Here is a 26,208-nt window from a genome sequence, read left to right as displayed (position 1 = left end):
CATGCAACACGCTACAGATACCGTCAAAATAGAAAGTCTGGAAGATTACTTAAGGGGGCTGATTGCACATGCCATGCAAGAGGGGAACCAAGTGGCTGTTTGGAGGAAACCAAAATCCAATTATCTACAGGTTTTATTGGATAAGAGTGGTAAAACCAAAAGGGTAAACCTTAATTTGGAGGAATTGCCAACAGGATTTATTGTGCATCCATTTGAAGATCAAAAGGATCAAAAAGCCTTTTTTCTGGAAGCTGACACCTATTTCAAAATCGACCTGAATCTTCCTTTCAAAGAACAGGCGGAACAAATTGACCTGAACATTCCTTTAAGGACATCCGAAGAAAATGCCCGGGTAATCAGACAACATTTCGCAATCCCTATTGAAAGCGAGTACTCAGGTGAATTGAAAGCGTGTTCTAAAAAAGATTTCATTTCCCTGGTAAATACCGGGATAGAGGCCATCAAATCCGGGAAGTTAAATAAAATCGTACCTGCACGCTTAAAAAAGAAACCGCTATCTGAAAATTTCGAACTGATCAGGTCGTTGACAGGGCTCATTGGGTCTTATCCAAATGCATTCATCAACTTTTTCCATATCCCTGACATAGGATCTTGGTTAGGTGCTTCACCTGAAATATTGATACAAACCAAAGGAAACGAGTTTTACACCATGTCTTTGGCAGGTACCCAAAAGGCCAAAGGAGACAATCCCCTCAAAAATGCCGCCTGGACCCAAAAAGAAATTGAAGAACAGGCTTTGGTAAGCAGGTATATTGTGGATTGTTTTAAAAAAATACGGTTAAGGGAATATGACGAACAGGGGCCCAAAACAGTTATAGCCGGAAACCTGTTGCACTTGAGGTCAGATTTTCGGGTAGATATGAAAGCCACCAATTTCCCCCAATTGGGATCTGTGATGCTGAAATTGCTTCATCCCACTTCTGCGGTATGCGGGATGCCAAGAAATAAAGCCTTTGAATTTTTGAGGCAATATGAAAAACTCGACCGCTCCTTGTTTGCCGGCTTTATTGGCCCGGTCAATGTGGAAGAGGAAACTTCCATATATGTCAATTTAAGAACAGCAAGATTAACAGACAAAGAGGCATTTTTATATGCTGGAGCGGGAGTAACCGAGGATTCCATTCCTGAAAAAGAATGGGAAGAGACAGAGTTGAAGTGCGAAATCATTGGTAAACATCTAAATTAAGCCCAACTTGATCTTACAACCTATCATCGATATGGTGGCCTTATGTGCCAAAAAAGGTATCAAACATGCCATTTTATCTCCTGGCTCACGTTGTGCTCCTATTACCTTGGCTTTTGCCAGGCATCCTGAAATCCACAGCCGGACTATCTCAGATGAAAGATCTGCTGCATTTATCGGATTGGGTATGGCCCAACAGCTTGAAAAACCGGTGGTCTTGGTCTGTACCTCAGGTTCTGCTGCCTACAACTACGCCCCGGCCATCGCCGAGGCTTTTTTTCAGCAAATCCCATTGATCGTGATCACTGCGGACCGGCCACCTGAATGGATAGACCAATGGGATGGTCAGACCATCCGGCAGCATGAAATCTATGGAAAACATGTCAAAGGATCTTTTCAGTTTCCTGATGACTTTGCGCATCCTGACAAAGCTTGGCATGCCAACAGAATTACCAACGAAGCTATCAACCTTGCCAGCCAGTTTCCTTATGGCCCTGTACATATCAATATTCCCCTGAGGGAACCCTTTTATCCTGAAAAAGAGGAAAAGTTTTCCTACCCAAGTGAAATCCACTGCTTTGAACCTGTTGCAGGAAACCCTCAGCTCTCAGAAGAATCTAAAAAAAAGTTGAAGGCTTCCCTCACTAAATTCAGTAGGATATTGATTGTCCCAGGTCAACAAAGACCTAACACGAAAATCCAAACTATATTGGATGAGCTTTCAAAAGCTGGTAAAGCGGTAATTATTACGGATACACTTTCCAATTTGCAATCCTCCCATAGCATCAACTACCATGATCATTTTGTTGGAATTCAGGAAGTTGCTCCTGAACTTGATCCTGATCTGATTATTTCCTTTGGGAAATCGATTATTTCTAAAAGCCTCAAGCTTTTCCTTAGGAAAAGCAGGGCTGTCCATTGGCACATACAGTCAGAAGGTTATGTCCCTGATACCTATAAATCTTTGTCGAAGATTATCCATTGCTCGCCCTATTCATTCCTTGAGTTTTTTCTTCAAGGGGCACAAGCAGAATTGTCTTTTGTCAGTAAATGGAAGGAATTGGAAAATAAAGTCAAGAGCAGCATTCATTCAATCTTAGAAAAGGCAGATTTTGGGGAATATAAGGCCATAGCCACATGTTTGAAACATATCCCTTCCCAATCCAAAGTCCATCTGGCCAACAGCATGGCAGTAAGGTATGTGAATTTTTTGGGAGAAAGACCTCAGGAAATCATCTGTAACAGAGGCACTAGCGGCATAGATGGCAGCAACAGCACCGCAGTAGGATGTGCCTTCACCACCAAGGACCCTGTAACGCTAATTACCGGTGACATGGCTTTTTTCTATGATAGGAATGCGTTTTGGCACAATTATCCCATGAATAACCTTAGGATTATATTACTCAATAACCACGCAGGAGGCATATTCAGGTTAATTGATGGCCCTGCCAAGCAGCCTGAACTGGAGGAATTTTTTGAAACCCGACAGCGCTTAAGCGCCGGAAACCTGGCAAAAGACTTTGGCTTTGAGTACCACTTGGCCAATGATGAAAGAAGTCTGGAAATGGGGTTGAAAGATTTTTATGCCAAATCGATTCACCCAAAAATCCTTGAAATCGAAACCAACAGCCCGCAAAATGCCAGAATACTAAAATGGGTAAAAGGAAAGATTGCAGAAAGTTTATTGGATACTTAAATCCAATTTGAATATCAATCCCTTATTTCTTGACAAGTAAGTTTTGTAACTCTTCCAGAAACTTGTTTTTTGTTTCCGGAACTACCCAGATGACAAATAAGACTCCTACAGCCGCAAAGATACCATAGATCAAAAATGTAATGCTGCTCCCAAAAGTATCCAATTGTCATGGGGAAAATTTTTGTACCAAATAACTGACCAGGGAATTGATAAAACCTACAAATGAAATAGCTGCTCCTTTGATATGGATAGGGAAAAGCTCAGAAAACAACACCCACATCACTGGCCCTATGGAATTGAAAAATGAGGCTACAAATCCCAAAATCCTCATAAGAATCAAGGTGGGATTCATGGTAATAGTTGCGGTAATGGCTTCTGATTCGAAAGTCAAAGCTTCTGATCCCTCTAATGATGCCCTAAAGGCTTGTTTAAAACTCACATCATTAGGATAAACCACACCTATGAAATAAAATAAGGCCGGCAATAACTCGACCTCCAACATCCATCTCCAGTTCCATTTTTCAAAACCTAGGGAATTGGCCCAAGCCAAATCAGAGGCTGCCAATTGAAGGATCAGGTAATTGGAAAAAAATACCGCTGAAATACCAATGAAAATGTTCAATTGATTGAAAGAAAAGAGCCTTCCCCTCATATCAGGAGGAGCGATTTCCGCTATATACATGGGCGCCAAAATCAAAGAAACTCCTACACCTAATCCCCCAACCATTCTGGCAATTACCAGTAATAGAAAATTTGGGGCTATGGCAGAACCTAATGCACTGACTGCAAATAAAACTGCCGACCACTGCAAAACCTTTCTCCTTCCAAATTTATCACTCAGAGGAACGGCCACCATCATGGCCAAAGTCGCCGTGAGGGTCAGTGAGGCCACCGACCAACCCAACTGCAATTTGCTGAGATTGAATTCAGGTTAGATAAACTTAACTACTCCTGAAATTACAGAAGCATCAAACCCCATCAAAAAACCACCTAAGACGACTATTAATGCTATCTTAATGGTGTAAAATTGGGTTTTGTGCATATTTACTTTGGTCTAAGAGCTTTTTTTCCAATTTTTGATAGGTCAAAATATCCATCTATTCAAAGAATAACAACTTTTTAAGCCAAAAAAGTATAGCCATAATACACCGCCACAATAACTTTTTTAACCTTTAAAGGATCTTAAAGGATAAGCTCCTCTTTCGAAAAAGGATAGATTAAAGTGTGTTCAGTTCCCTTTTTGTATTCCTGATAAAGCAAAACTATTAAAGATACCTCAAAGATGGTGAGCAGTATCAAACCACAAGTTCATTCCAAGTTTGGAGATATAATTTAGCATTGGGTTGAGATGAAGTTTATCCATAAAAAAGGTATAGAAAATTCTTTAAAAGAAAAGTTTACTTAATCTAAATCAACTCTAACACTTTCGCCAAACAAACCTTGACTTCAGCTAATTATAGTTCTGTAAGTATTCCAATTTTCTTCACAAACCTTTTTTCAGACAAACTCTTTACTTGAAAACAGTCAGCAATAGAAGCTTTTGATAATCCATTGAGATGATTAGGGTTTAGGAAAACCATTCAACTTTTTTGTTCCTTAGTCCCATCGGTCAACGGAACAACAATCTTTAAAGGCAAATCCCAAGGGAACTATCATTTACAATGATTGCTGGCCTAGTCTTTTTTACTTCTTGACCAACTTGCGGTTCAAAATTAACCAGCCACACTTCTCCATTTTTCATCATTCAATGATTTCAATCTCAATATCACCCCATTCCTCAACTTCTTGCTCATAGAATAATCTAGACTCAGGATCAGAGGCCTCTTTTTCCATTTCTGTGTAAACTGACTTTTTGTTTTTCGGGCTTCCTCCATTTTCACCTGATATACGGATTTAGAAGCTGTTCTTAGCATAATAAATACACAATAACAAAACAAAATATTACTTATTAAGCTATATTATTAAAATTAATCTTATAAAATTAACATACCAATAAAGTAATTTCAAAGAAATAACTGTATCTTCCATACATATTTTCAGCTCTAAACTTTAAATTCGATGAAAACAAAATTCTTTTGTACCATGCGTGTATCCGCAGTTTTAGGTACTGCTTTGGTTTTGGTAATGGGGGGGGGGTCAGGATAACTTAAATGACCATCCTCTTTCTATTGAAGCGGAATCTTCTAAAAAATTAGAAATTTTAGAAGGTACTTTAATGTTTAAGACTTTCAGTGATTATGATGAATTTTTCATTAAGCCTGAAAAGTTTAAAATGCCTAAGTTTAACAATGCCAAAATATTCTTTTTTGAAGAAACAGGTGGAGTTAAAGAAAATTTAAGAATAAGTAGTGATGTTACTGAATTTTTAGAAGACCTGGAAGACTCTCAATTACTGGAAATTTTAGATCAGGATTTTATGGTGATAATAGGTGATTACCTTTTTTCTTTAGATTTCAACAACGAAATAGTTGGTGTGACGACAGATTTCTCACTAAACCATAAAATGGCAAAAAAAGACTTTAGTGATGCAAATATTCAAACTTTTAAATTCGACGAACCCATTCTTGACATACTAGAAAGTGAAAATAATGCCTCGATAAATGATAGAGTAATGCTATTCTGCAATGATCGGCGAGCTGATGGGAACATGGAAAAAGAAAAATTCTATGAATATTCTGATTTCGATAATTGGAACTGGGTTGAATATAGAGTCAAAGTAAAACATGGTTATCAAAAAGCCGGAATATACTTTTCATTAATGACCCAGATAAAACACATGAGCAGGGCAGTTGGAGGTACAATCTGGACTTCTTCCAATACATATCTAAGATTAGACAAACGTTATTCAAGATACAAACCAAGATGTAGGAATGAAGTGTTTGGACCGACTGAACCAATTTCTAAAGGATGGGACAATAAAATAAATAACCGTCCATACGAATCATCTAGAGGTTTAGCAAGGTATGAAATCCGTTCGGAATATATTTTTGAGGAAAGAAGCACAAATGGTACGGGCAGGTTAGTTACAATTAAATTAGATGATGTTAGAGATGGATACTAAATACATAATTTTAACGCTTTTCCTAATTTTCGGATTTGGTGAAATTGACTTATCAGCGCAAAGCCAAAAAGAAGTGATTTTAGGTATAGAGCTAGGCCCGGCTATGCAGTTTGGAAATATTGATCAAAGTAATTTGCAGGGTTTGACTTTGAAAAACACCCTCAATCCACAGATCAGATTTAACGGGTATTTGGAATTAAGTGATAACCTTAGGCTAAAGACAGGTTTGGGCTTAATGACTTACAGTACAAATCTTGCTTTTGGGGAGTTTTCTGATCCGGTTTTGATAAGAGAGGTGGCCAATATTTCACTTGGCCTGGAAAAAGAATTTCTAAGTAACCGTAAATTAAGACCATTCTTAGGATTGGATATTTTTGTACAATCCAGACCTAAAATGAATAAGGTAGAATTTGATTCTTCTGAAGGCATAAAACTCATACCTGCCAGTGAGACTCAAGATATTTTGGTGAATCAGGGAACAGTCACTGTGTCTTCCTCATCGGTTTTCTTATACCTTACCCCATCAGTTGGCTTCAACTATCAGTTGAGCAATAAAATCCTTGCCAGTTTAAGCGGAACCTACGGATGGAACCTCACTGACCCATTGATAATTTTTGATTACAGCACCCTTACTTTAGGAGAGAGAAGTTACAGTTTTAAGGGCAGTTATTCAGGAGATTTTCTTTCAGTTCTAGTTGGGCTTAAATACAGATTGAGATGACAATTTCTGCGTTTTCATCCAGCAGTAGAGACCTAAAAAAAATTAGAGAAATAAGATGCGAAAACCAAGTTTTTAGTATTTAAAACAGCATAAGTCCTTGGTTTTCTTTCATTTCACTTAGTTATGAGATTAAGATCAGATAATTAGTCCATTCATATTAAATCCGTTGACTTAACATTTTTAGTCAACGGATTTTTCATTATTTTCATTAGTTAAAGTCCAAATTTTAATTTCTAATAGGCACTTGTTTCACTACTTTATCGATAATATTTCAAACAATATCCATCCATATCGCAACGCTAATATTTATTAATATCACCATTAATTTATATCAACCCCAAAACCTTACCCAAAGCCGCATTCCTGTTCCCCTTTTTCCAAACGGCAAAAAGCTCTGTTTTCTGCTTAATCTTATCCAATTCAAAAAATTTCACCTTTAAATCATACCCTTGTTTCAAGGATGTGGGCACTATGGCCACACCCAATCCAGCCTCCACCAGTTTGAATATGGTCAGGGCATGGACAGACTTATGGGTGATGTGTGGTGTAAACCCCTTATCCTCGCAGATGGACATGATCTTATCGTAATAAATGGAGGAATAATCCTGAGAAAAAAGGATAAAGTTTTCTTCCTTCAATTGCCCTATATGCTTGAATTCATGCTCCGATAAAGGATGCTCTCTGGGCAATACCACCGAAAAAGTATCCTGATGGACCATTTTCATTTCCAAGGATTCCGGAACCCGCGCCAATCGTACAAAACCTAAGTCCAACTTGTCTTTTTCCAACATTTCGATTTGTATGGCATTGCTGAGTTCCTCCAGGGAGGTTTTGATACCGGGAAATGTTTGGGAAATTTTGACCAAAAGTTCAGGAATTACTGTATGAGCCGCAGAGCCTAGAAATCCAACCCTCAACTCCCCGATGTTACCCGCAGCAATTTCCTTCAGTTGGGTTTTAGTGAGTTCCAGGTGATTGAAGATGTAGTCTACTTCAGCTTTGAGGAATTGACCGGCAGCTGTGAGTTCGACTTTTCTCTTGGTCCGCTCAAAGAGTTGTACTTCCAATATCTCCTCCATCTGCTTGATCTGTCTGCTGAGACCCGGTTGGGAGATAAATAATCGCTCCGCTGCACGTCCAAAGTTGAGTTCTTCGGCTACGGCACGGAAATATTCGAGGTGGCGGAGTTCTATATTCAAGATCCAAAGTTTTTGATGCCACAAAGGCACGAAGGCACAAAGATTATTTGATTTTGCCACAAAGGCACTAAGGTTTTTTTCTTTGATACCACGAAGGCACTATGACACAAAGCTATTTTAAATAAGGGAATTTGAAGCCTAGGTATAACTACTATTACATCTCTACACTTGTTCTTTGCATTTTCTGGATATACATTTTATGAATTTCTTTTTTGTCTTTGTGTCTTTGTGGCTATACCCTTTTTGAATTCCCTTTGTGTCTTTGAGTCTTAGTGGCAATATTTTTAAGTCTTTAATTCAATTACGGAATCGCCTAATACCATTCTTGATTAAAGGAACATTGAAGTTAATCAAATAGCCTAAACTCAAACCTGTCAATTTCAAATGACTGATTATTTGCGCTTCCCAAACAGGGTTTACTTGTTCTACTGATTTGATCTCAATGATAACTTTATCTTCCACCAATAAATCTAACCTCAGACCTTCATCAATTTGTATCCCATCATACTGAATAGGAATAATAACTTGTCTTTCCACATCCAAACCTGCTTTCCTCAGTTCATGTGCCAGACAAACTTCATAGATTTTTTCTAAAAGCCCGGGCCCAATGCTCCTATGAATTTTGAAAGATGCATTCACAATTACTTTCCCAATTCTCTCTTCTTCAAAACTTAGATCATCATATTCCATCTTTTAAAAGTTTAGATTTATAAGATAAAATATACATTGTCCCCTCAATAAACTCAAGTCAGCAGTTGAATTTAACCGTTTAATTTTTAATAAGCTGAGGTTATCAATATATAATAATAATGGTATTTATAACTATGAATAGAACTGACTAATTTTGGAATGAATTGTAATGCCACAAAGCCAAGAAGGCGCAAAGAAAATGTTAAAACAAAATTGTTGTAATATCTCATTATTGAAAAAAATAAAGCAATAACTATTAATCTACTTAACACAGATACCAATTATAAAGAAAACTTAGTGCCTTTGCATCTTTTTGGCAAACCAAAAAAAATTTCCTTAGTGCCTTCGCGCCTTTGTGGCAAAAACTAAAAACATGAAGAAAACCTTCCAATACGCCCAACAACACCTCACCGCCTCCATCGCCCTAGGCATCGCCAATGGAAACATAAAAGGAATCCTCAGCCCTGAAACACGGGAAAAAGTAAAAGCCAGTGCTACTGCGGTCGAAAAAATCGTAACCAATGGCCAGCCGGTCTATGGCATCAATACAGGCTTTGGGCCATTGTGCACTACGCTGATCTCTCCCGATCAGACCCGTAAACTCCAGGAAAACCTGCTCAAAAGCCATGCAGTAGGTGTAGGCGAGCCTATTCCTGTGGAGATTTCCAAGCTGATGCTGATCCTGAAGCTTCATGCGCTAGCCAAGGGCTTCTCCGGTATACAGGAACAAACCTTGGATAGGATACTTTGGCATATTGAAAATGATATTATTCCAGTGGTACCCAAACAAGGTTCGGTAGGCGCATCGGGTGACCTCGCTCCCCTCTCCCACTTATTTTTACCGCTGATCGGATTGGGAAAGGTGCATGAAGGCGGAAAAATACGCTCGGCAGCAGAAGTCCTCCAACAGCATCAGCTGTCCCCCATCCACCTTGGCCCCAAAGAAGGACTAGGATTGATCAACGGCACGCAGTTTATTGCAGCCTTTGGAGTGAAAGTTCTAGAGCGCTTTTACAATATCCTCGCCCATGCAGACATTACAGGAGCCATGATGCTGGAAGGGCTATTGGGCTCTATCAAGCCATTTTCTACCGAACTCCATCAACTCCGACCCTATGCAGGCAATCAACATGTGGCGCAGACCATCCTCAACCTCTTACATGAATCTGAGATTGTGCATTCCCATGCCACCTGTGCCCGGGTGCAGGATCCATATTCCCTGCGCTGCATGCCCCAAGTACATGGAGCTTCCCGCAATGCATGGCTGCATTTGAAGCACATGCTGGAGACCGAAATCAACTCTGTTACCGACAACCCTGTGGTCTTTAATGAAACCCATACCATCAGCGGAGGCAACTTTCATGGTCAACCCATTGCTATGCCATTGGATTATGCTTGTTTGGCCGCATCCGAAATCGGCAATATCTCCGACCGTAGGATTTACCTTTCCTTGGAAGGCGACACACCGGGAGTACCCAAGTTACTTCTCAAAGAAACCGGCTTGAACTCTGGTTTTATGATCCCCCAATACACTACGGCAGCTTTGGCTTCTGAGAATAAGGGACTATGTTTTCCTTCATCCGCCGACAGTATTCCTACCTCCCTGGGTCAGGAAGACCATGTGAGCATGGGGAGTATTGGAGCCAGAAAAGCCTTGCAGGTGATCGAAAACGTAGAGAAAATCCTAGGAGTAGAGCTCTTCTGTGCAGCCCAAGCAGTGGACTTTCATGCACCAATGAAATCAGGAAAGATCATGACAGCTCTTTATGAACATGTGCGTACCAAAATCAAACATATCACCGAAGATCAACTCATGTATGAAGACATGGAAACCGCCATTGCAATCATCCAAAGTGGAGAATTGCTTGCCTTAGCCAGAGAAGTGGCTGAGAAGAAAGGGTTGGCTTTGGAGACGCAATGGTCAGAGAATTTTGATAGATATTAGTTCAAGTCTTTAGACCTGCCCAAGGCAGGCGGACTTGGACTATATTAGCAGCAGTCTTCAGACTGCATCTATACAGTTTGAAGACTGGTGGTAATGCCGCCCATTTGCCGTAGCGAATTGAAACATCCAAATCCTTGAACCAACAGGGGGCCTATAATCCAATCATATGATCACATTCCATTATAAGTTGATTAAAACTCTTATTATTTAGTTGTTCAACTCTTTATGATTTTTTCTCTTATCAAATTGAAGAGAGACAAACCCAAAAGAAATATTAAGATCAGTTGATTAGTCATTGGATTATAATACTCCCCAAAATTGAGACCAGAGGTTAAGTTAAAAAAAACTGTTTAAATTTAACCTTATGAACAAGCAAACAAGACGAAAGTTTTCTCCTGAGTTCAAGGCAAAAGTAGCCCTTGAAGCAATCAAGAATCAGTTTACATTGGCTGAATTGTCCAAGAAGTTCGATGTTAGCCCTGTGATTATATCCAAGTGGAAGGGTGAGTTTTTGGATAATATGTCAGCTGTATTTGAAAAGGAGCATTCAAAGAAAAAGGAAGAAGGCCCTGCCCTTGAGCAGCTCTATGCCCAGATCGGAGAGCTAAAAGTAGAGAATGACTTTTTAAAAAAAAGCTGCAAGAAACTGGGGATATGAAAGATCGGGCGACATTGATTTGTTCTGATTATAAGGGGCTGTCTATAAGGAGACAGTGTGAAGTATTGGAGGTTCCCCGAAGCAGTCTATATTACAAACCAAAAGGGGAAAACGAGGTCAATCTGAAACTTATGGGAATCATGGACAGGCATCTTACCGATCACCCTACTGAAGGCGTTGTGTCGATGGTCTATCTGTTGACAGGACTGGGCTTCGTTGTCGGCCCAAAGCGCATCAGGAGGCTTTTCAGGCTGATGGGCAGGGAAACCCTTTACAGGAGGAAGAACCTTACCAAATCCGGTTTGCGTGAATATATCAGGCCTTATCTTCTCAGGAACTTAAAGATTGAAAGACCCAACCAAGTGTGGGTAACCGATATCACCTACATTCCGATGCAGAAGGGGTTTATGTTCCTGACCGCAGTCATGGATGTTTACAGCAGAAGGATACTGTCATGGGGTATATCCAACAGTCAGGACGCCAAATGGTGTAAGCAGGTAATCGAAGAGGCCATCAGAGAATATGGTAAGCCAGAGATAGTCAATTCCGATCAGGGAAGCCAGTACACATCAGCCTTATGGATCAATTACCTTGAAGGGCTGGATATCAAAGTATCAATGGACGGAAAGGGAAGGGCTTTGGACAATGTATATATTGAAAGGTTCTGGAAGTCGATCAAGTATGATTACATCTATCTGAACCCAAGCGAGGACGGTTATGACCTGCTCAAAGGTGTCAAAAAGTATATTGAATATTACAACCAAAAGGTCCATCATACCACCAGGGAGAAGCCCGGGGAAAGGTATTTTGGGGCAACCCAAAAAGCAGCATAAAGCAAAAGTTAGTTGTCTTATTTCCCAAGGGTCCCCTTGGGAAATAGGACAACTAAGGATATATTAACAAATAAATAAATTAACTTAGCAACTGATACTTTTGGTCCAACAAATGGGGAGTATTATAGATTTATTCTTTCCAAAAATAAAGAACAACCACAATTCTGGAGGTTAGTAGTAAAATAAACAACCATGTAAAAAACCACCAATATAACAACTGAAAAATACACAAGGGTTTTTCGTTTTAAAACAAAAACTAAAATAGCTATTAGGCCTTTGAGGCCAACAACAATGTGCGCTAAATAATAACTCCAATAAGATGGTATTAAATTTCCGGACCCAATTCCAATAATAAATGCATTGAAATTAAATATTTTCTCTAATGCTGAATAAAACAATAAAAAGGAAAGTGCAATCGTACTAATACTATTCAAGTATTTCATAGTTAACAATGGTCAAATCTTCATAAAAAACCAATAAATTCTTACCTACTTTAAAAATTTTAACAGCCTCCTGACCATCAGTTAAATTAGGAACTTTAATACTGAATTGATATTCGTTGCCATGAGATTCAGTAACTGAATAAACGTCTATCACCTTTGTATCTTTTTCATTGGAAATATCATTTAGCAGCCAGAAATAATCATTTTGATCCAAAAAACCATCCATAAACATTTGGTAAGAAGGAACATTAACTAACACTTTCATTCCACCTCCAAAGGATTTAAATTCTGCTCGCGGGGGAGGCGTTTTGTCAATAGTGCTAATAGATCTTAAGAATTTTTTTTCTTTGCGGTCAAAAACAAATAACCTACCAACGCAATAATTAAAATATACTCCGAAACTATCATTCAGTCTAAAGTCTCCTTCGAAAACTTTTGAAGCGTGTTGAGTGCTTTCGATTGGAATTTTTATTGTGTTTGCAACATCACCTTCCTTAATATTCACTAGTTTAAATTCTAACTCGTCTGTAAAACCTTCATTGTCAGAATATTTTATTAAAACCTGACTATTTGAAAAAAATGCAGGTGAATAAAAATAAGTATTCAATTTAAAATGGCTAATGTCATTTTGGAGGAAATTTACTTCCTTTATTGCCGTTTGCCGGAAATCATGAACCAAAATTTTATTTTTTTCAGAATAAAAAACATGTGCTTGAGAAAACTCTGATGGACCAAACCCTTTAGACCCTACGGAACTTTGTAATTCAAAATTGAGGTCATATTTTTCCAAGGTTTGAGTTTCACCATTTGCAATCCAAAAATAACGATCGAACGGTGCGTTCTGTTGAAAATTATGTACTCTTGAAAAATCGTTTTTCCTATTAACTTCAACTAGTTTTAGCGCAAATATTCTATTGAAATTATACTCTAATGCCATGTTCAAGTCATAAATGCAACGCCTAATTTTTTCATTAGACATTCGATAGGACTAAGATAATTAAACTTTCTTATTGGCCTGTTATTGATTTTGGTTTCTATATTTTGGATGTGTTCCCGAGAGATTTGATTGAGGTCAGTACCCTTTGGCAGGAAAGCCCTGATAAGTCCGATTCTGTTTTCCACTGTTCCTTTATCCTGTGAAGTGTATGGTCTTGTAAAGAATGTTGGGATATTGAATTTATCTCTGATTTTATAATGGTTTGCGAATGCCATATCATTATCGAAAGTGATTGATTTGAAGAACGAAGCACCAATTCTCTGTATTCTCTTTGCTATTTTCTGTTCAATGATATCTGCATTTTTACCATCAAGTTTCTCTATGGTAGTAACCAAGGTTGCCCTGTCCACCAGTACCAAAAGAGCTGATTTGTGGTTTTTCCCCATCATAAGGTCTACTTCAATATCTCCTATCCTTTGTCTTTTTTCAACTACAGGAGGCCTTTGGTCAATTGGAACTCTCTCCCTGATAATTCCTCTGGTATGCCTGTAATTACCTCTCTTACGCTTTCTTTTACCATGCCGGAGATTCTTGTAAAGCTCCCTGTCCCTTCGGTATCTCCAATGGCTACTTTTTTTGGCAGTAAATATCCAGTTGTAGAGTGTCTCATGACAAACCCCTTCTTTACCTTGTTTCTTCCAGGTGACCGATATTAGCTCTGGGCTCAATTTGTCAACAACAAGGAATTTGCGGGCCTCTTCTTTAAGGGACTCGGTAAATTTGATTCGCTTTCTCTTGAGTCTATGTCTTTCGTCTGTACGGTTCTGGGCAACTGCAGCCTTATATTCACCGCTATAACGGCCCCTCTTGCCGGTATTTCTTTGAAGTTCTCTGGATACAGTACTTTTGTTGACACCGATAATCGCAGCGATTTTGGTCTGGGAAGTTCCGTTTCTAAATAAAGCCTCTATTTGGTACCTTTGTTCCTGGCTGAGATGTTTAAATTTATTCATGACAACACTAAATTAATATTTTCAGCCTAAGGGAAGGAACCCAGGTTCCTTCCCTTAAACCCTTAGTGTTGCATTTATGACTTGAATATAGGAATTCAGAATTTTTATAATTAAATTTAATTTCTTCATTCTCTAAAATTGAATTTTCACGTGATTTTTGTTCACAACACAAAATAAATCCGAAAAGCCAAGAAGAGAAAACTATTCTGATAATTTTGCTTCGCATAAATATGGTAATTTAAGTTAAATTTAATTTCTTCAAAAAATCAACAAATGGCTGTATATGAAACAGCCATTTGTTGAACCCTACATCTTTTAAAACTCTCTCCAGCTGCCAGTTGAATGTACTACTTTTCCATCTGGATAAGTAATTACACACTCTCCCGTTCCAATACAACCGCCTTGCAAAGACTCTTCGGCATTTGTAATCATAACATTCATTGAAAATGCCAAGACAAATGCAACTGATAATGAAATTAGCTTTTTCATAAATAATTTAATTTTGGTTAAACAAAATAATTTTGATGTATCAGTTAAGGCCTCAACTAAACTCACTCAATTATAGTATTAAAAATTTGAATTAAAAAATATCTTATACACTAACAATCAGCACTTTAAATATTTTTGTACTATTCCAATAGTCAAATTCAGAATAATCTTTTAAAAATTAGTTTACCCCCCCCCCCCGAAAAACCAAATAATTAGTAATTAAACATGTGTTCTCCAAAATAATAAACTTTTTTTATAGTTTTTGAGAAAAATTAGAGTGCAATTTGTGAAAAAAGCGTAAAGCTCAAATTTCACAATGAACAAGGGAAGTTTAGAAAATCTAAACAAAGGACGTAAAAACCCCCTTTCATTTTTGCATATAACTACTACTCACTATGTTCCTTTCTTTAAACAGAAATCAGCGAATCAATTTACACCATGAAAAGGTTTTATATGATTTTCCATTTAGAATCAACTTATTAAATCCAGCCGTTCAACGCAACCTATCCACGCAAAGCACATACCCTTCCTCTTCCAAATGCGTCACGACGTGATCAGGCAGACCAATGCTCTTCGCTTCATCTACTCGGTCGGGGTGGATGTAGCTGACAAGATCATTGTTGTCAATAAATGAAAATGTAAGAAACATACTCCTTAAGTTACCAATGTCATCTGACAATGCTAGTGGTTTTTCTATAAATCCCTTGTTGGATTGGGTATCCAAGATAAGGTTTCTATTGGATGTAAGGCCATACCCAACGGTAAGGATAAAATTGTTTGGTGTCTTTGCCGCAAACTTATTGAGGAAACGGAAATCCGAAAGCTTTGGCATAAATGTTTCCAAATCTCTCCTGACATTATCGGGTACATTAAATTGCTCAAAATCCATCTTAACTATTCGCTCAAAGTTTCCATCACGGGAAAAAATAAAGATATCATTTTCTATAGGTCTGTTAAATACAATGACATCAGATAGGGTAAATCCAAAGTCAAAAACAAAATTCTGATCCACATGATCATCAAATTTCATCCAGGTCTCTTGTACTTTCAGTTCAAGGTCAGTTTTAACAAATCTATACCCATCATAACCCAAACCATTCCAAGGAGACAAAGCAAAAAGAAATCCACCTTCTTCCAAGTATATGATTTTTTCTGCGTCAAAACCTAATCTAAAGTCTTTTTGGAACCTAAAATCCCTATCGTACGCAAACAGTTTCTTCAAAGTAGCATCCAAAACATATAGCTTACCGGAAATATCCACATCAAAATCACTTATCCTACTATATTTGCCCGGTCCCTCTCCGCTCAAATTAAATCGTTTGATGAATTTTCCAGAATCATCAAATATTAGGATGCTTTTGTAAGCCCAATCCAACACATAGTATTTACCATTCCTTTTGATCAATTTATCAATATTGAAAATTTCACTTCCCACTTGGTCATTTTCCAATAGAACAAACCTTCTCTCTTCAACCAATTCATCCGGCAGCAAACAGCTAAACTCCTGCATTTCAAAAGTTGAAACCATAATTTGTTCCGAAGGAACTGAAAGGTATTCCTGCTTTATTGATTTCTGGGTGCAATCAACTAAAATAAAAATTAAAATAACCAACAAAATTATACGCATAATGACTATAAATTTTATGATTTGAAAGAAATGGGATTTGCCATTTCAATGATATATATAGATTTTAAATATTTTGTTAAATTTTATCATAACCATAAAATAATCGACAAGAATTTAGAACTAATTAGTAGGGGCCATTCAAACAGATCCCTACTAATACTTAGCAATCAGCATTTTAAATTTCATTCAACTTGTTGGCTATTGCACCCAGTAGTGTCAGAACAAGGATTTGTATTTGATGAAAGACATTGAAATGTACTGATATGCTTCGGTCCTGTACATTTTCCAAGTAACACAGCATCATTTGATTCTTTTGGCGAGAAAGCCATAATCCCTGCACCTAACAATCCTGCCGTTGCAAGGCTAAAAAGAAGTTTTTTCATAACATTTAGAATTTATAGATTAACATTTAATTAGGTATTGAATCAGGTATGGCCATAACTAAATTCCTTTAATTTTATTAAAAAAAATTGAAATCACAAATTCGTTAAACATTAATAATCAATAACTTACATTAGTCTAAACTATTCCAATAGTCAATTTCAGAATAATCTTTTAAAAATTAGTTTACCCCCCCCCCGAAAAACCAAATAATTAGTAATTATACATTGATTTTCCAAAAGAATAAACTTTTTTTATAGTTTTTGAAAAAAATTAGAGTGCAATTCAGTTAAACCAGAATTTTATTGAAAAATAAGTTCATCCTAAGCAGGCTGGACTAGAACTTAATCATATATATAAAAAAAAGACCAATCTCAAAATCCATCCCAATTATCGGCTAGTGTAAAATTCCAAATCAAAATATTCAGAAATCGGAAGAAAGTCTCTGTCCAAATGAAATAGAGGGACCTTTCGAGAACTAGCATACCATGCAATCAAACAATCATAGCTTTTACGAATGGTATATCCCTTGGTTCTCAAGACAGAATATACCTGCCCAGCACCTTCGGCCGCTTCAAATGGATCAGCATGGATCTGCTTCAATGCACTCAATTTGTCTTTCATCCATAAAAAATCGGTAGGATACTTCATCCCTTGCAAAATCTCTTGGTAAATGGGTGGACAGATCAAAACTTGATCTTTATTCAACAATTCCTGCACGGTAAAAGTAAGTTTGGGGTCCTTCCCATCAAAAAAAGAAATCCACACACTCGTATCTATCAACACCCCAACCATTTCAATCAGTTCTCATGGCTCCTAAATCACCAGTCCAATCAATCTTACCCGCCATTTTAGAAAGCTCTTTCATTTTAAGCAATCTTAGAAACTCTCTAAGCGCCAAATCAACCGCCTCCTTTTTTGTTTTGATATTCGTCTTTTCAAGAATCTCATCAATTAGCTTCTGATCAATATCAATAGTGGTTCTCATCGCAATATCATTGAAACACAAAAAATATAAAATTCTACACACATAACCATTTACATGCTATCACTGATTTCTAAAAATTACTCCAGGTTATTACTTATTGAATAAATTGGTATGGAAGATTATGAAGGGATTTGGATACTTTTGTAAAAAAGCCACAAAGACGCTAAGACACAAAGGAAATATAACTCAATAATAAGATTTAAACAATAAAATGCTAGATGAGCAAATCACATACCCTGCCTTGCGCCAACCTTTGCGACTCCTATGTTGAAAAGCAAGCTAATGAGCTAAAATTTCACATAACTATTCCATTCTGGTACTTTTTCCTCTTAAATGCAATCCCAGTTTTGATAGTCCTGTTGTCAAGGCCGTAGCGAAGCGAAGTTCATTTTAGCCTTTACTACAGGGCGGTCAAAACTATCTTTGTGTTTAAAAGGGAAAAGAATCAGTTTAGTTTATCGTCAACTTTAATAATGCCTAATTCAATTCAGTAACCTCTTTAATCAATCTCCTATCAACGGTCAAACTTATAGCTTGCCGCAATGTATCTTTCATTTTAAAGAGGATGGGGACGCAATCTTCGCGGAACAGTCTTCCTATTCAGGTGCTGCAGTCGCAAGCTAACGTTTTGTCCCCCTCCAAATTTTCAAGGTTTTAGTTCCTTTAGGACTTTATTTCAGATTCTAGCTTACCACCCCAATTTCATATTCGATTTTATGGGTAAGGATGTGTCTGATTCTATTCAATAAGTTTTTAGCTATCCTGATTATTGCCTTGTTTTTGTTCATCCGCTCTGTCAGTTTATTGAATCTTGCGGTAAGTGCCGGATCTTTCCTGACCGCCACCCACGAAGCTTCAATAAGCATGATCTTAATATCTTTTCTTCCTCTTTTTGACAACTTACCAGTAATCATTTTTTCTCCTGACCCATACATTTTGGGAATTAGCCCTACATAGCAACATAGTTTGTCCATAGTCTGAAACCTTTTCATATTATATACCTGAAGAAGGATTTTCATAGCTCCCAGTGGACCAATGCCAGGTACTGATGTCAAAAGACTGAAGTCATCTTTATATTCCTCTGTTTGTGAAAGGCTTCTCAGCTGTTTAGTTATCTCTAACAACTGCTTCCTGAGCAATAAACCTGTTTCAATATGGTTATTGATACTACTTTGCAGTTTCGGCTCTATTTCAGGTATTGATCTTAGCCATTCAATGAATACTTTTGACCAGCTACGAGACTGACTGCTACTAAACCGTTCAGGAATCTCAATACCAAACTGAAAAAGAGTCGCTTTAACTCTGTTTTTTTCAGATGTCAACATTCTTGTTACGGAAAAATGCTGTCTTAGAAGCTTTCTGTCCACTTCAATGTGAATTGGCGGAACGTCTATTCCTTCAAACCCATGGGAACGGAGAAGTTGGGCCAGCTTTCTGCTATCAGATTTATCAGATTTTTGCTGCCTGTCCTTATGACTGGAAGGCACATCCATTGCATGGACTACTTGACAGTCAACACCAAGGTTTCTTAACTTTCTACATACAGTAAAGCCATTGAATCCTGATTCATAGACAGCCTTATATTCAGCTCCGGGATAATGATTTTCCAGATATGTTACCAGAGATGCAGGATCCGGATCCCTTGACATCGTCTTAAGTTCAAACTTGTCGGTGAGTAATGTTACCTTCCAACTTTTGTGGTGACAATCAATACCAATGTAGATAGATTGTCCCTTAAATGAATCTTTACTAACTTTAGTAGATGGCATAAGCGTTCTTATTTTAAAGGTTAAGGTTGAAATTCTTCCTTTAATATATGAAATCTAGCTTATGCCTATTTTTCAAACATAATACCTTTGCGAGCCAAAAACCAAACCTTTGTGTCTTTGTGCCTTCGTGGCAACATAAAATATGAATATGCAAACCATCAAACATACTTTTATTGGCCCTATACGCCAAGCCGTCACCATGTCAAACCTCCCTCTCAAAGGAGCCTTGAAAGACGAGCAGTTAGAAGTGATTTCCGAAGCAGGCATCCTGATCAAAAACGACCGCATCCATCAGATTGGCAATTACTGGGACCTATATCCCGAGGCACAGTCTATAGGGGCAGAAATGGTCAGTTTAACCCAGATTGCAGCTATCCGCCTGTAAGTAGCTGTAATTTGGGTATTTCTGTTTTTTTGAGTTCAAGTTTGTGTACTACGGATTTTCTTTTTTTAAACGGTTGATATTTGGCCTTAAGGATGTCGTAGATTTCTTTTAGGTTTTTGTTTGGAACTGTACACTTGCGTGTGGTAATGATTTTGTCATAGGTGTTTTTCCCTGAAGTAGTGATGACCTTTTGTGTGTTGCCTACTCTTACTATTTCACGCCAGCAGCTTTTTATTCCATTCTGTTTGAGCTGGTACCTTACTGTATTGACTATCCAATATGCAAGGATTCCCAGATGTAGATGTGCCATGGCGGCATCATCATTTTTATGGTAAATCGGTCTGAGGTCCAGGTCGGTTTTGAGGGTACGGAAGGCATTTTCTATTTCCCTGATAGTGTTATAGATATTCCAGATGATGTACTCCTCCTGCACGTTCAGGTTTGTCCGTAAAAAATAGACGCCCAGATTATCGGTTTTTGCCTGCTCCCGTTCCGGGTTTTTCTTCCATGACATTGCTGTTGCCTGTTCTGTTTTAGGGTCACTTTCAACAGTGATCTCATAATAATACTGGACTGATGGATACTTTTCTTTGGCCCTCCCGATGCGCTGGTGGACTTTATCGGTTTTTTTGACTCCTCCCTTGCTGTTGAGGGCATGGTGTATTTTTTGCAGCTCCTGTTCAAACCTTTCTTCGAACTGTAGCTTCATACCTTCCTCTTTCTTCTCTTTGGAAGGGCTTTTGACTTCTAAATAATAGTCTGTGTTTTTTTCTGTGGACACGGCTCTGAGTCTGATGTTCTGCTTTGATTTTGTTTCCAGCAGAGTTGTAAGCCTGTCGGGCACATAGCTATAATCCTTGAGTTTTGTCCTGCTTACACAGAGGTAGCTGTATCCTTTGTTCCGGATAAGATGCAGGTTTTCTTCGGTGGCTATGCCCGCATCGAGTACCACTACCGCAGGTCCTGTACAGGTGTGGACGGAAAGCTTTTCAATCATTGCGGCAAGTGTGTTGCAGTCTGCTATGTTTCCTTCCAGGATTGAGGAGTACTTGATAAACCCTTCCACATTCACTACCAGTGCCAGCACAACAAGTTTCGCATCTTTTCTTTTTTCCTTGCTCCTTCCGTATTGTGCCAGCTTACTGTTCGGCTTTTCTCCCTCAAAGTAGGTGTTGGTCAGGTCATAAAGGATGATCTTATCCTGCAGATCAAAGAGTTCATTGGTACGTTTGGAAAGGTGCTTTTCGAGTGAATCTTTGACTTTGTACAGCTCAAGCGCACTTTTGTACAGCTTGTCCTTGGTTATTTTATCCATATCATAGCCCGTAAGCTCACAGACTGCCGAGTTTTCCTTTATCCAACGGACAGTTTTGAGTTCGGAAGCGGGGTATACCGCACGGGATACAACCTGTGTGGCTGCAAGACTGGCATCTTCGGCGCTGAATCCCGCCGAAAGTAATAAAGGTGTAAGCTGTAGCTTCTCCCATGTCCGGAAAGCAATATTCTCAGCTCCTATTTCCCTGGCATTACTGTGCTGGATGGTATCCATATCCACCATCCGTGACAGCTGCTGTTCCGACTTGATATCCAGCTTCTTGGAAGATACGATCCGATTCCAGAAGTCTTCAACATAGCGTCTGACGATTGGATCTTCCTCCAGGTCAAAAAGAGAAGCCTTCTGCTCATACTTCTCGGTAAGGTGTTTCTGTATTTTGTTGAGCTGCTCGGGTGCAGCATCCTCCATGAAACCTATATTCAGGATAGTGCGATGACACACCCTGTTGTCCGCATTACGGTAACTTTCCACCAGCCGGTAGTATCCGCTGAGTATTCCCGTATCGGGATGTTTACGTAAAGAGAACTTGAAATACATGGTGTAAAGTACTGGTATTGAACCCCAAGATGCAATACCCCTTGTGTACTACAAACCGAAAAATGGCCTTATACAGCCCGTAGAAAAAAAATCACGTAGGGGGGTACGGATAATCGGAGCTAAAAAAAAGAAAATTTCCCGAAATTTTCTTTTTTAACCCCTAAAAGCTGCAATCTGGGTTAAAAGGAGACTTTGTAGCATTGCCAGGCCTGATCGATTGCCATACGCATATCTGTTTTGCAGGTTCACGTGCCCAAGACTATGTCATTCATCTCAACTAAAACCTGAAATTTCCTTTACAGAATTGGATAACAAATTTTCTGACTTTAAAAGATCCATTGGGGTACCTTTTTCTATTATTTTTCCATCTTTCAAAATATAAATATAATCAGACCTTAAAGCTGGAGAAATTTTATGAGTAACAATGAGAATTGGAATTTTATACTTTAAGTCATCCAATACTTGTAACATAAAACTTTCGGTTTCTTTATCCATCGCTCCAGTAAATTCATCCAAAAGCAGGCATTTGGGATTATGAAAAAGGGTTCTCGCAAATGAAACCAACTGTTTTTGACCACCGGAAAGGTTTATTCCTTCTTCTCCAATTATTGTTTCCAAACCAGCAGGTAAACGATTAAAAAGTCTCATCAAACCATATTCATTGCAAAAATTCACTACAGATTCAGCGTTCACTTTAGGATCAAAAAAACAAATATTCTGTAAAAGGGAACCATTAAAGATTTTAGTTTCTTGTTCAACATACCCTACACAGGATCTCCACGAAATTAGGTTTACATTTTTTATATCTGTTTTACCGTTGATTACAATTTTCCCTGATTCCAAATCATAAAATCTGAGTATCAGTTGCAGCATAGTACTTTTCCCTCCTCCACTTTCTCCTAAGACACAGGTCAATCTCCCTTTTTCTATTTCTAAGTTAATGTTATTCAAAAGTGATTTTCTCCCTGTAAATCGAAAATAAATATCTATCAAATGTAAACACTCAATAACATCAAATTTTTCTGATTGTATTTTAACCCTCTCATTTTCAGCAAAGCCAAACTCAAACATTCTTTCAATGGCTATTTTAGCTTCTTGAATCTGTACATTAGACATTGCCAACTTATTCACCGAAGGGATGATCATTCCAAAGAAGGCAATCAAAGCCACCATTTCACCTAGCATCAATGCCTCACTCAGGACCATTAAAGATGCTACAGAAAGTAGTATTGACATAAATACAACTCCTAAAAAATTAGAACTCAGACCCATCCCGGCTCCCAAAATCCCTAAGTTAAAAACCTGATTTTGATAATTAAGGTAGATTTCACTATTCAACGCTGTAACATTTTTTTCCTTACCAAAATTTTTGATGCTTGAAATCCCTTGTATGGTATCTATATAATTACTTTCTGTCATGGCAAAAGCCTTCATCACCGACTTTTGTTTCGTGCTAAGCCTTTTGGAATATGTATACACTAATGCAAAATAAAGCGGTAGAAAAAACAAAAGCAGATAGCCCATTTGGTTTGAGTAGGAAAAAACGGCGAAGGTTGTAACTAATATCAAAAGCAAATCAACTGAAAGATCTCCTGCAAGGTAAGTAATCGTCCGTTGAATTCTCTGGGTGTCGTTTAGTCTACTGATAAAATCTCCAGTTTTCCGGCTATCAAAGAATTCTTTTCGAAGGTTCATGAGCCTTGAATAAAAATCCAAGACGATTTTTGAATTAAACGCTGTGCTTTGCTTTACTGTGATTTTACTTCTGATATACGCTGTAATTGACCGGACCGAAAGCAAAACAAAAACAAGAATAAGTCCCAAAGTTAGTCTTTGGAAATCTGCATTGGGAAGTATTTCATCAATCAATTTCTGGGAGAAGACAGATACAGACAGACCCAAAACCGTCATAATCAAACCTAAAAACGCCATAATACCCAGTATAGGAAAGTCCTCCTTTATTATCTCATATAGCCAGCGAATTTTCTTTTTTGTGAGATTTTCCAAAAATTCAAAATCCTGATTGGGAGTTAAGGAAAGCAAAGCCATACTTTTCCAAATACTAGTTAAATAATCCTCTTCAACCCACAAAACTTCGCCTCCTGGATCAGCGATTAGAAAAAGATTATCCTTATATCCAAAATAGGTAATGTAGTGATTTCTGTTTCCATCCATTATCACATGCAAGATGGCAGGCATATTCAGATCTTTTAGATTTTTAATTTCTTTTGCCTTGAGAGGACTAGCATCGAGACCAATCTTCTTTGCTCCCTGAAAAAGCCCCAATATTGTAGTACCCTCTCTTGTAGTTCCACACACCCTCCGCAAATGTTCCAAAGAAACTTCACCACCAAAAAACTTGACAATGGTTGCCAAACAAGTTGCTCCACAATCTGTGTTACCCAACTGTTGGATATGGGATCGCCTAACTTTCTTTTCGAGATCCATCATGTACTAATTGGATAATTTTTTTGATCGCTATCATTCCTTTAAAGGCGCCTAGTAATGCACCATCATGATCGTAAACAAGTGTAGAAGGAACTGTCTCCAAATTAAAATATGAACCAAATAACAATTCCCTATCCTGAAGAAAATGTATCCTCTGCTTACCCCAAAGGTTAAATTCAGCTGCAAAAGGTTTAATATCTTCAAAATCTTCTGTGGATATAAAAATCAATTGAGCGTCTTTAAATTCCTGAAGATGCTTTTCAATAAAGTAAAATTCCTCTTTACATAAACTACAGCCTGAATTGAAATAAAAAATAACAATAGGAGGATTAAAACGTGTCAACTCCTTCTTAGGAACAATATTTCCTATAGAATCATAAAAATAGAACTCAGGGATAGTTGAGATCGCTTCTAGAATTGAGGTCTTCCTCCTAATTCCATTATAGATGAGAATACTGAGTAAAAGAACAGCACTCAAAATGGTCAGTATGTATGCTTTCCTTGCCATCAAAAAATACTCAAAGAAATGAATACCACAAAAAGTATCCAGCAAACAAAGTAAGATCCATAGTAGAAGACCACTATACGAAGCATTTGATTGAATTCTTGACCTAGCCCAAAAGCCAGACTTCCTGCCAAGGCAAACCAATACCCTATTTCAAAAACATTTAGTGCCTTGAATGGGTAATGAAACCATTTTTCTAACAAACTTGAACCAAAAAGACTGAAAAGAGATAAAGGATAGAAAGAATTAAACTCCTCCAAAGTGAAGCTTGGCTCTACAAATTCAAACCATAAGATCTTGGTGAAAACAGGAAGTAAACATACAAACTCTGCAATAACACAGGCCTTTAAAACATCAGAAAAGGGATACTTCAAATTAGATAGGTAAAACCCCAGATATACTAAACTGGCCGGAATTAAGATCTTAAAAAAAGTGATCACAGGGGTAAGGAGATAAGTTACCCATAGCCATTTCCCTCTAAATTCAAGCATCTGTCCTATTCTGGTATAAGAATATTGCTCTGAAAAGTGAGTATAAAAAACATGATCTGTTAATAAATATTGATTGATATAAAAGGAGAGCGATAAACCCAATGTGATAAGAATAAAAAGGGACTATGACACAAACTGTGTAAGTTGGTTTCACTACTTACGAAGTTAAAGTTAAACCTCGAAATTCTCTGTGTGATTTAGAAGAAATCGCACAGGGAATTTGAGGAACCCGCGGTAGGCGCCCCCCGGTCTGTGTGTGGACAATTTCTTACCTTTATAACACACAGATTACAAAAATGAAAAAAGAAGATCTCCTAAATGATGACTTCCTCAAGCAGTTCAGGACTGCCGGGGAGCTTAATTCCTTCCTTCAACAGCTTCAGAAAAGAGCCGTTGAGAAAATGCTTGAAGGCGAGCTGGATGCCCATCTTGGCTATGAAAAGCATCAGAATTCCGATAATCCCAATTCAAGGAACGGCTATTCCACCAAAACAATAAAAAACACATTTGGGGAAGCTGAAATCAGAGTCCCAAGAGACAGGGACGGCAGCTTTGAGCCTGCCCTTGTGCCCAAACGCAGAAGCATGGCGGAGGGCGTTGAAAACGTGATCATTTCCATGTATGCCAAGGGAATGTCAAACCAGGACATCGAAGAACAGATCCGGGAGCTTTATGACATCAATGTTTCCTCCTCCACCATCTCAAGGGTTACCGGTGCCGTAGCGGAGGATATTGTTGCATGGAGAAACAGGCTATAATACTCCCCATTTGTTGGACCAAAAGTATCAGTTGCTAAGTTAATTTATTTATTTGTTAATATATCCTTAGTTGTCCTATTTCCCAAGGGGACCC

25 protein-coding genes and 2 pseudogenes are annotated in these 26,208 nt (G+C 38.1%); 9 read left to right on the top strand and 18 right to left on the bottom strand.

Annotated elements, in window-relative coordinates; genetic code table 11:
* Position 1: 1 nt before the first annotated feature.
* Together BC751_RS09265 and menD are read left to right on the top strand one after the other, a co-directional pair.
* Positions 2-1,207: a chorismate-binding protein gene (locus BC751_RS09265; protein WP_130275292.1), complete on the top strand. Its 1,206-nt coding sequence runs from the start codon at positions 2-4 to the stop codon at positions 1,205-1,207.
* Positions 1,208-1,214: 7 nt separating this feature from the next.
* Entirely contained in the window at positions 1,215-2,900 is a 1,686-nt protein-coding gene (gene menD, locus BC751_RS09260) for a 2-succinyl-5-enolpyruvyl-6-hydroxy-3-cyclohexene-1-carboxylic-acid synthase (RefSeq protein ID WP_130275291.1), read from the top strand.
* Positions 2,901-2,922: 22 nt separating this feature from the next.
* Here menD and BC751_RS09255 read toward each other — a convergent pair.
* The 3 genes and pseudogenes from BC751_RS09255 to BC751_RS09240 form a co-directional block, all read right to left on the bottom strand.
* A pseudogene (locus BC751_RS09255) lies at positions 2,923-3,816 on the bottom strand (MFS transporter); the annotation flags it as partial.
* Between the two features lie 711 nt (positions 3,817-4,527).
* On the bottom strand, positions 4,528-4,641 hold the full coding sequence (locus BC751_RS22715; RefSeq protein ID WP_423191594.1) for a type II toxin-antitoxin system PemK/MazF family toxin: 114 nt from the start codon (positions 4,639-4,641) through the stop codon (positions 4,528-4,530).
* On the bottom strand, positions 4,613-4,813 hold the full coding sequence (locus BC751_RS09240) for a hypothetical protein (protein ID WP_130275290.1): 201 nt from the start codon (positions 4,811-4,813) through the stop codon (positions 4,613-4,615). Before BC751_RS09240 ends, BC751_RS22715 begins: the two co-directional genes overlap by 29 nt.
* Positions 4,814-5,115: 302 nt before the next feature.
* Between BC751_RS09240 and BC751_RS09235 the strand changes: the two genes are divergently transcribed.
* Positions 5,116-5,961 carry a hypothetical protein gene (locus tag BC751_RS09235; protein WP_130275289.1) on the top strand — a complete coding sequence of 282 codons (846 nt, stop codon included), beginning with the start codon at positions 5,116-5,118 and terminating at the stop codon, positions 5,959-5,961.
* Positions 5,951-6,682, top strand: a complete 732-nt coding sequence (locus tag BC751_RS09230; RefSeq protein WP_130275288.1) for a hypothetical protein — start codon at positions 5,951-5,953, stop codon at positions 6,680-6,682. The genes BC751_RS09235 and BC751_RS09230 overlap by 11 nt, the downstream gene beginning before the upstream one ends.
* Before the next feature lie 326 nt (positions 6,683-7,008).
* On the opposite strand, the gene BC751_RS09225 is transcribed toward BC751_RS09230, so the two are convergent.
* Positions 7,009-7,881 carry a LysR family transcriptional regulator gene (locus BC751_RS09225; RefSeq protein WP_130275287.1) on the bottom strand — a complete coding sequence of 291 codons (873 nt, stop codon included), beginning with the start codon at positions 7,879-7,881 and terminating at the stop codon, positions 7,009-7,011.
* Between the two features lie 297 nt (positions 7,882-8,178).
* Positions 8,179-8,571 (bottom strand): GxxExxY protein, encoded by a 393-nt coding sequence (locus BC751_RS09220; protein ID WP_130275286.1) that lies wholly within the window; start codon positions 8,569-8,571, stop codon positions 8,179-8,181.
* Positions 8,572-8,944: 373 nt separating this feature from the next.
* Here BC751_RS09220 and hutH point away from each other — a divergent pair, with 373 nt between their 5' ends.
* The 3 genes from hutH (at position 8,945) to BC751_RS09205 (ending at position 12,007) form a co-directional block, all read left to right on the top strand.
* Positions 8,945-10,516: a histidine ammonia-lyase gene (hutH, locus tag BC751_RS09215; RefSeq protein ID WP_130275285.1), complete on the top strand. Its 1,572-nt coding sequence runs from the start codon at positions 8,945-8,947 to the stop codon at positions 10,514-10,516.
* 364 nt (positions 10,517-10,880) lie between these two features.
* The gene (locus BC751_RS09210) at positions 10,881-11,174 is read left to right on the top strand and encodes a transposase (protein WP_130273826.1); all 294 of its coding nucleotides are present in this window, start codon (positions 10,881-10,883) and stop codon (positions 11,172-11,174) included.
* The gene (locus BC751_RS09205) at positions 11,171-12,007 is read left to right on the top strand and encodes an IS3 family transposase (RefSeq protein WP_130273825.1); all 837 of its coding nucleotides are present in this window, start codon (positions 11,171-11,173) and stop codon (positions 12,005-12,007) included. The genes BC751_RS09210 and BC751_RS09205 overlap by 4 nt, the downstream gene beginning before the upstream one ends.
* Positions 12,008-12,129: 122 nt before the next feature.
* On the opposite strand, the gene BC751_RS22710 is transcribed toward BC751_RS09205, so the two are convergent.
* The 9 genes from BC751_RS22710 to BC751_RS09170 form a co-directional block, all read right to left on the bottom strand.
* Positions 12,130-12,450, bottom strand: coding sequence for a MauE/DoxX family redox-associated membrane protein (locus BC751_RS22710; protein WP_423191586.1), 321 nt, complete (start codon positions 12,448-12,450; stop codon positions 12,130-12,132).
* A complete protein-coding gene (locus BC751_RS09200) occupies positions 12,434-13,387 on the bottom strand; it encodes a hypothetical protein (RefSeq protein WP_130275284.1) in 954 nt (317 codons plus the stop codon). Before BC751_RS09200 ends, BC751_RS22710 begins: the two co-directional genes overlap by 17 nt.
* Positions 13,388-13,389: 2 nt before the next feature.
* Entirely contained in the window at positions 13,390-14,400 is a 1,011-nt protein-coding gene (locus tag BC751_RS09195; protein ID WP_130275283.1) for an IS30 family transposase, read from the bottom strand.
* Between the two features lie 315 nt (positions 14,401-14,715).
* Positions 14,716-14,889: a hypothetical protein gene (locus tag BC751_RS21905; protein ID WP_165389820.1), complete on the bottom strand. Its 174-nt coding sequence runs from the start codon at positions 14,887-14,889 to the stop codon at positions 14,716-14,718.
* A 493-nt stretch (positions 14,890-15,382) separates the two neighbouring features.
* Complete coding sequence (locus BC751_RS09190) at positions 15,383-16,399, bottom strand: 6-bladed beta-propeller (RefSeq protein ID WP_242617416.1); 1,017 nt, start codon at positions 16,397-16,399, stop codon at positions 15,383-15,385.
* Positions 16,400-16,698: 299 nt separating this feature from the next.
* Positions 16,699-16,899, bottom strand: coding sequence for a hypothetical protein (locus BC751_RS09185; protein WP_130275281.1), 201 nt, complete (start codon positions 16,897-16,899; stop codon positions 16,699-16,701).
* Between the two features lie 388 nt (positions 16,900-17,287).
* Positions 17,288-17,683 carry a type II toxin-antitoxin system VapC family toxin gene (gene vapC, locus BC751_RS09180; RefSeq protein WP_242617576.1) on the bottom strand — a complete coding sequence of 132 codons (396 nt, stop codon included), beginning with the start codon at positions 17,681-17,683 and terminating at the stop codon, positions 17,288-17,290.
* Between the two features lie 10 nt (positions 17,684-17,693).
* Positions 17,694-17,885, bottom strand: a complete 192-nt coding sequence (locus BC751_RS09175; protein ID WP_130275279.1) for a type II toxin-antitoxin system VapB family antitoxin — start codon at positions 17,883-17,885, stop codon at positions 17,694-17,696.
* Positions 17,886-18,568: 683 nt separating this feature from the next.
* Positions 18,569-19,654: an IS110 family RNA-guided transposase gene (locus BC751_RS09170; protein ID WP_130273827.1), complete on the bottom strand. Its 1,086-nt coding sequence runs from the start codon at positions 19,652-19,654 to the stop codon at positions 18,569-18,571.
* A 148-nt stretch (positions 19,655-19,802) separates the two neighbouring features.
* On the opposite strand from BC751_RS09170, the gene BC751_RS09165 reads away from it, so the two are divergent.
* A complete protein-coding gene (locus BC751_RS09165; RefSeq protein ID WP_242617415.1) occupies positions 19,803-20,039 on the top strand; it encodes a hypothetical protein in 237 nt (78 codons plus the stop codon).
* On the opposite strand, the gene BC751_RS09160 is transcribed toward BC751_RS09165, so the two are convergent.
* The 4 genes from BC751_RS09160 to BC751_RS09145 form a co-directional block, all read right to left on the bottom strand.
* On the bottom strand, positions 20,026-21,912 hold the full coding sequence (locus tag BC751_RS09160) for an IS1634 family transposase (protein ID WP_242617319.1): 1,887 nt from the start codon (positions 21,910-21,912) through the stop codon (positions 20,026-20,028). The two genes, BC751_RS09165 and BC751_RS09160, sit on opposite strands and share 14 nt — an antisense overlap.
* A 273-nt stretch (positions 21,913-22,185) precedes the next feature.
* The gene (locus BC751_RS09155; RefSeq protein ID WP_130275278.1) at positions 22,186-24,363 is read right to left on the bottom strand and encodes a peptidase domain-containing ABC transporter; all 2,178 of its coding nucleotides are present in this window, start codon (positions 24,361-24,363) and stop codon (positions 22,186-22,188) included.
* Positions 24,338-24,868: a TlpA family protein disulfide reductase gene (locus BC751_RS09150; RefSeq protein WP_130275277.1), complete on the bottom strand. Its 531-nt coding sequence runs from the start codon at positions 24,866-24,868 to the stop codon at positions 24,338-24,340. Before BC751_RS09150 ends, BC751_RS09155 begins: the two co-directional genes overlap by 26 nt.
* The gene (locus BC751_RS09145) at positions 24,868-25,356 is read right to left on the bottom strand and encodes a hypothetical protein (protein WP_242617414.1); all 489 of its coding nucleotides are present in this window, start codon (positions 25,354-25,356) and stop codon (positions 24,868-24,870) included. Before BC751_RS09145 ends, BC751_RS09150 begins: the two co-directional genes overlap by 1 nt.
* A 296-nt stretch (positions 25,357-25,652) precedes the next feature.
* On the opposite strand from BC751_RS09145, the pseudogene BC751_RS09140 reads away from it, so the two are divergent.
* Positions 25,653-26,108: pseudogene (locus tag BC751_RS09140) on the top strand (transposase); the annotation flags it as partial.
* Between the last annotated feature and the right edge of the window lie 100 nt (positions 26,109-26,208).

The organism is Cecembia calidifontis (genome assembly GCF_004216715.1).
Taxonomy (GTDB): domain Bacteria; phylum Bacteroidota; class Bacteroidia; order Cytophagales; family Cyclobacteriaceae; genus Cecembia_A; species Cecembia_A calidifontis.
This window is presented reverse-complemented; position numbering and strand designations above follow the sequence as displayed.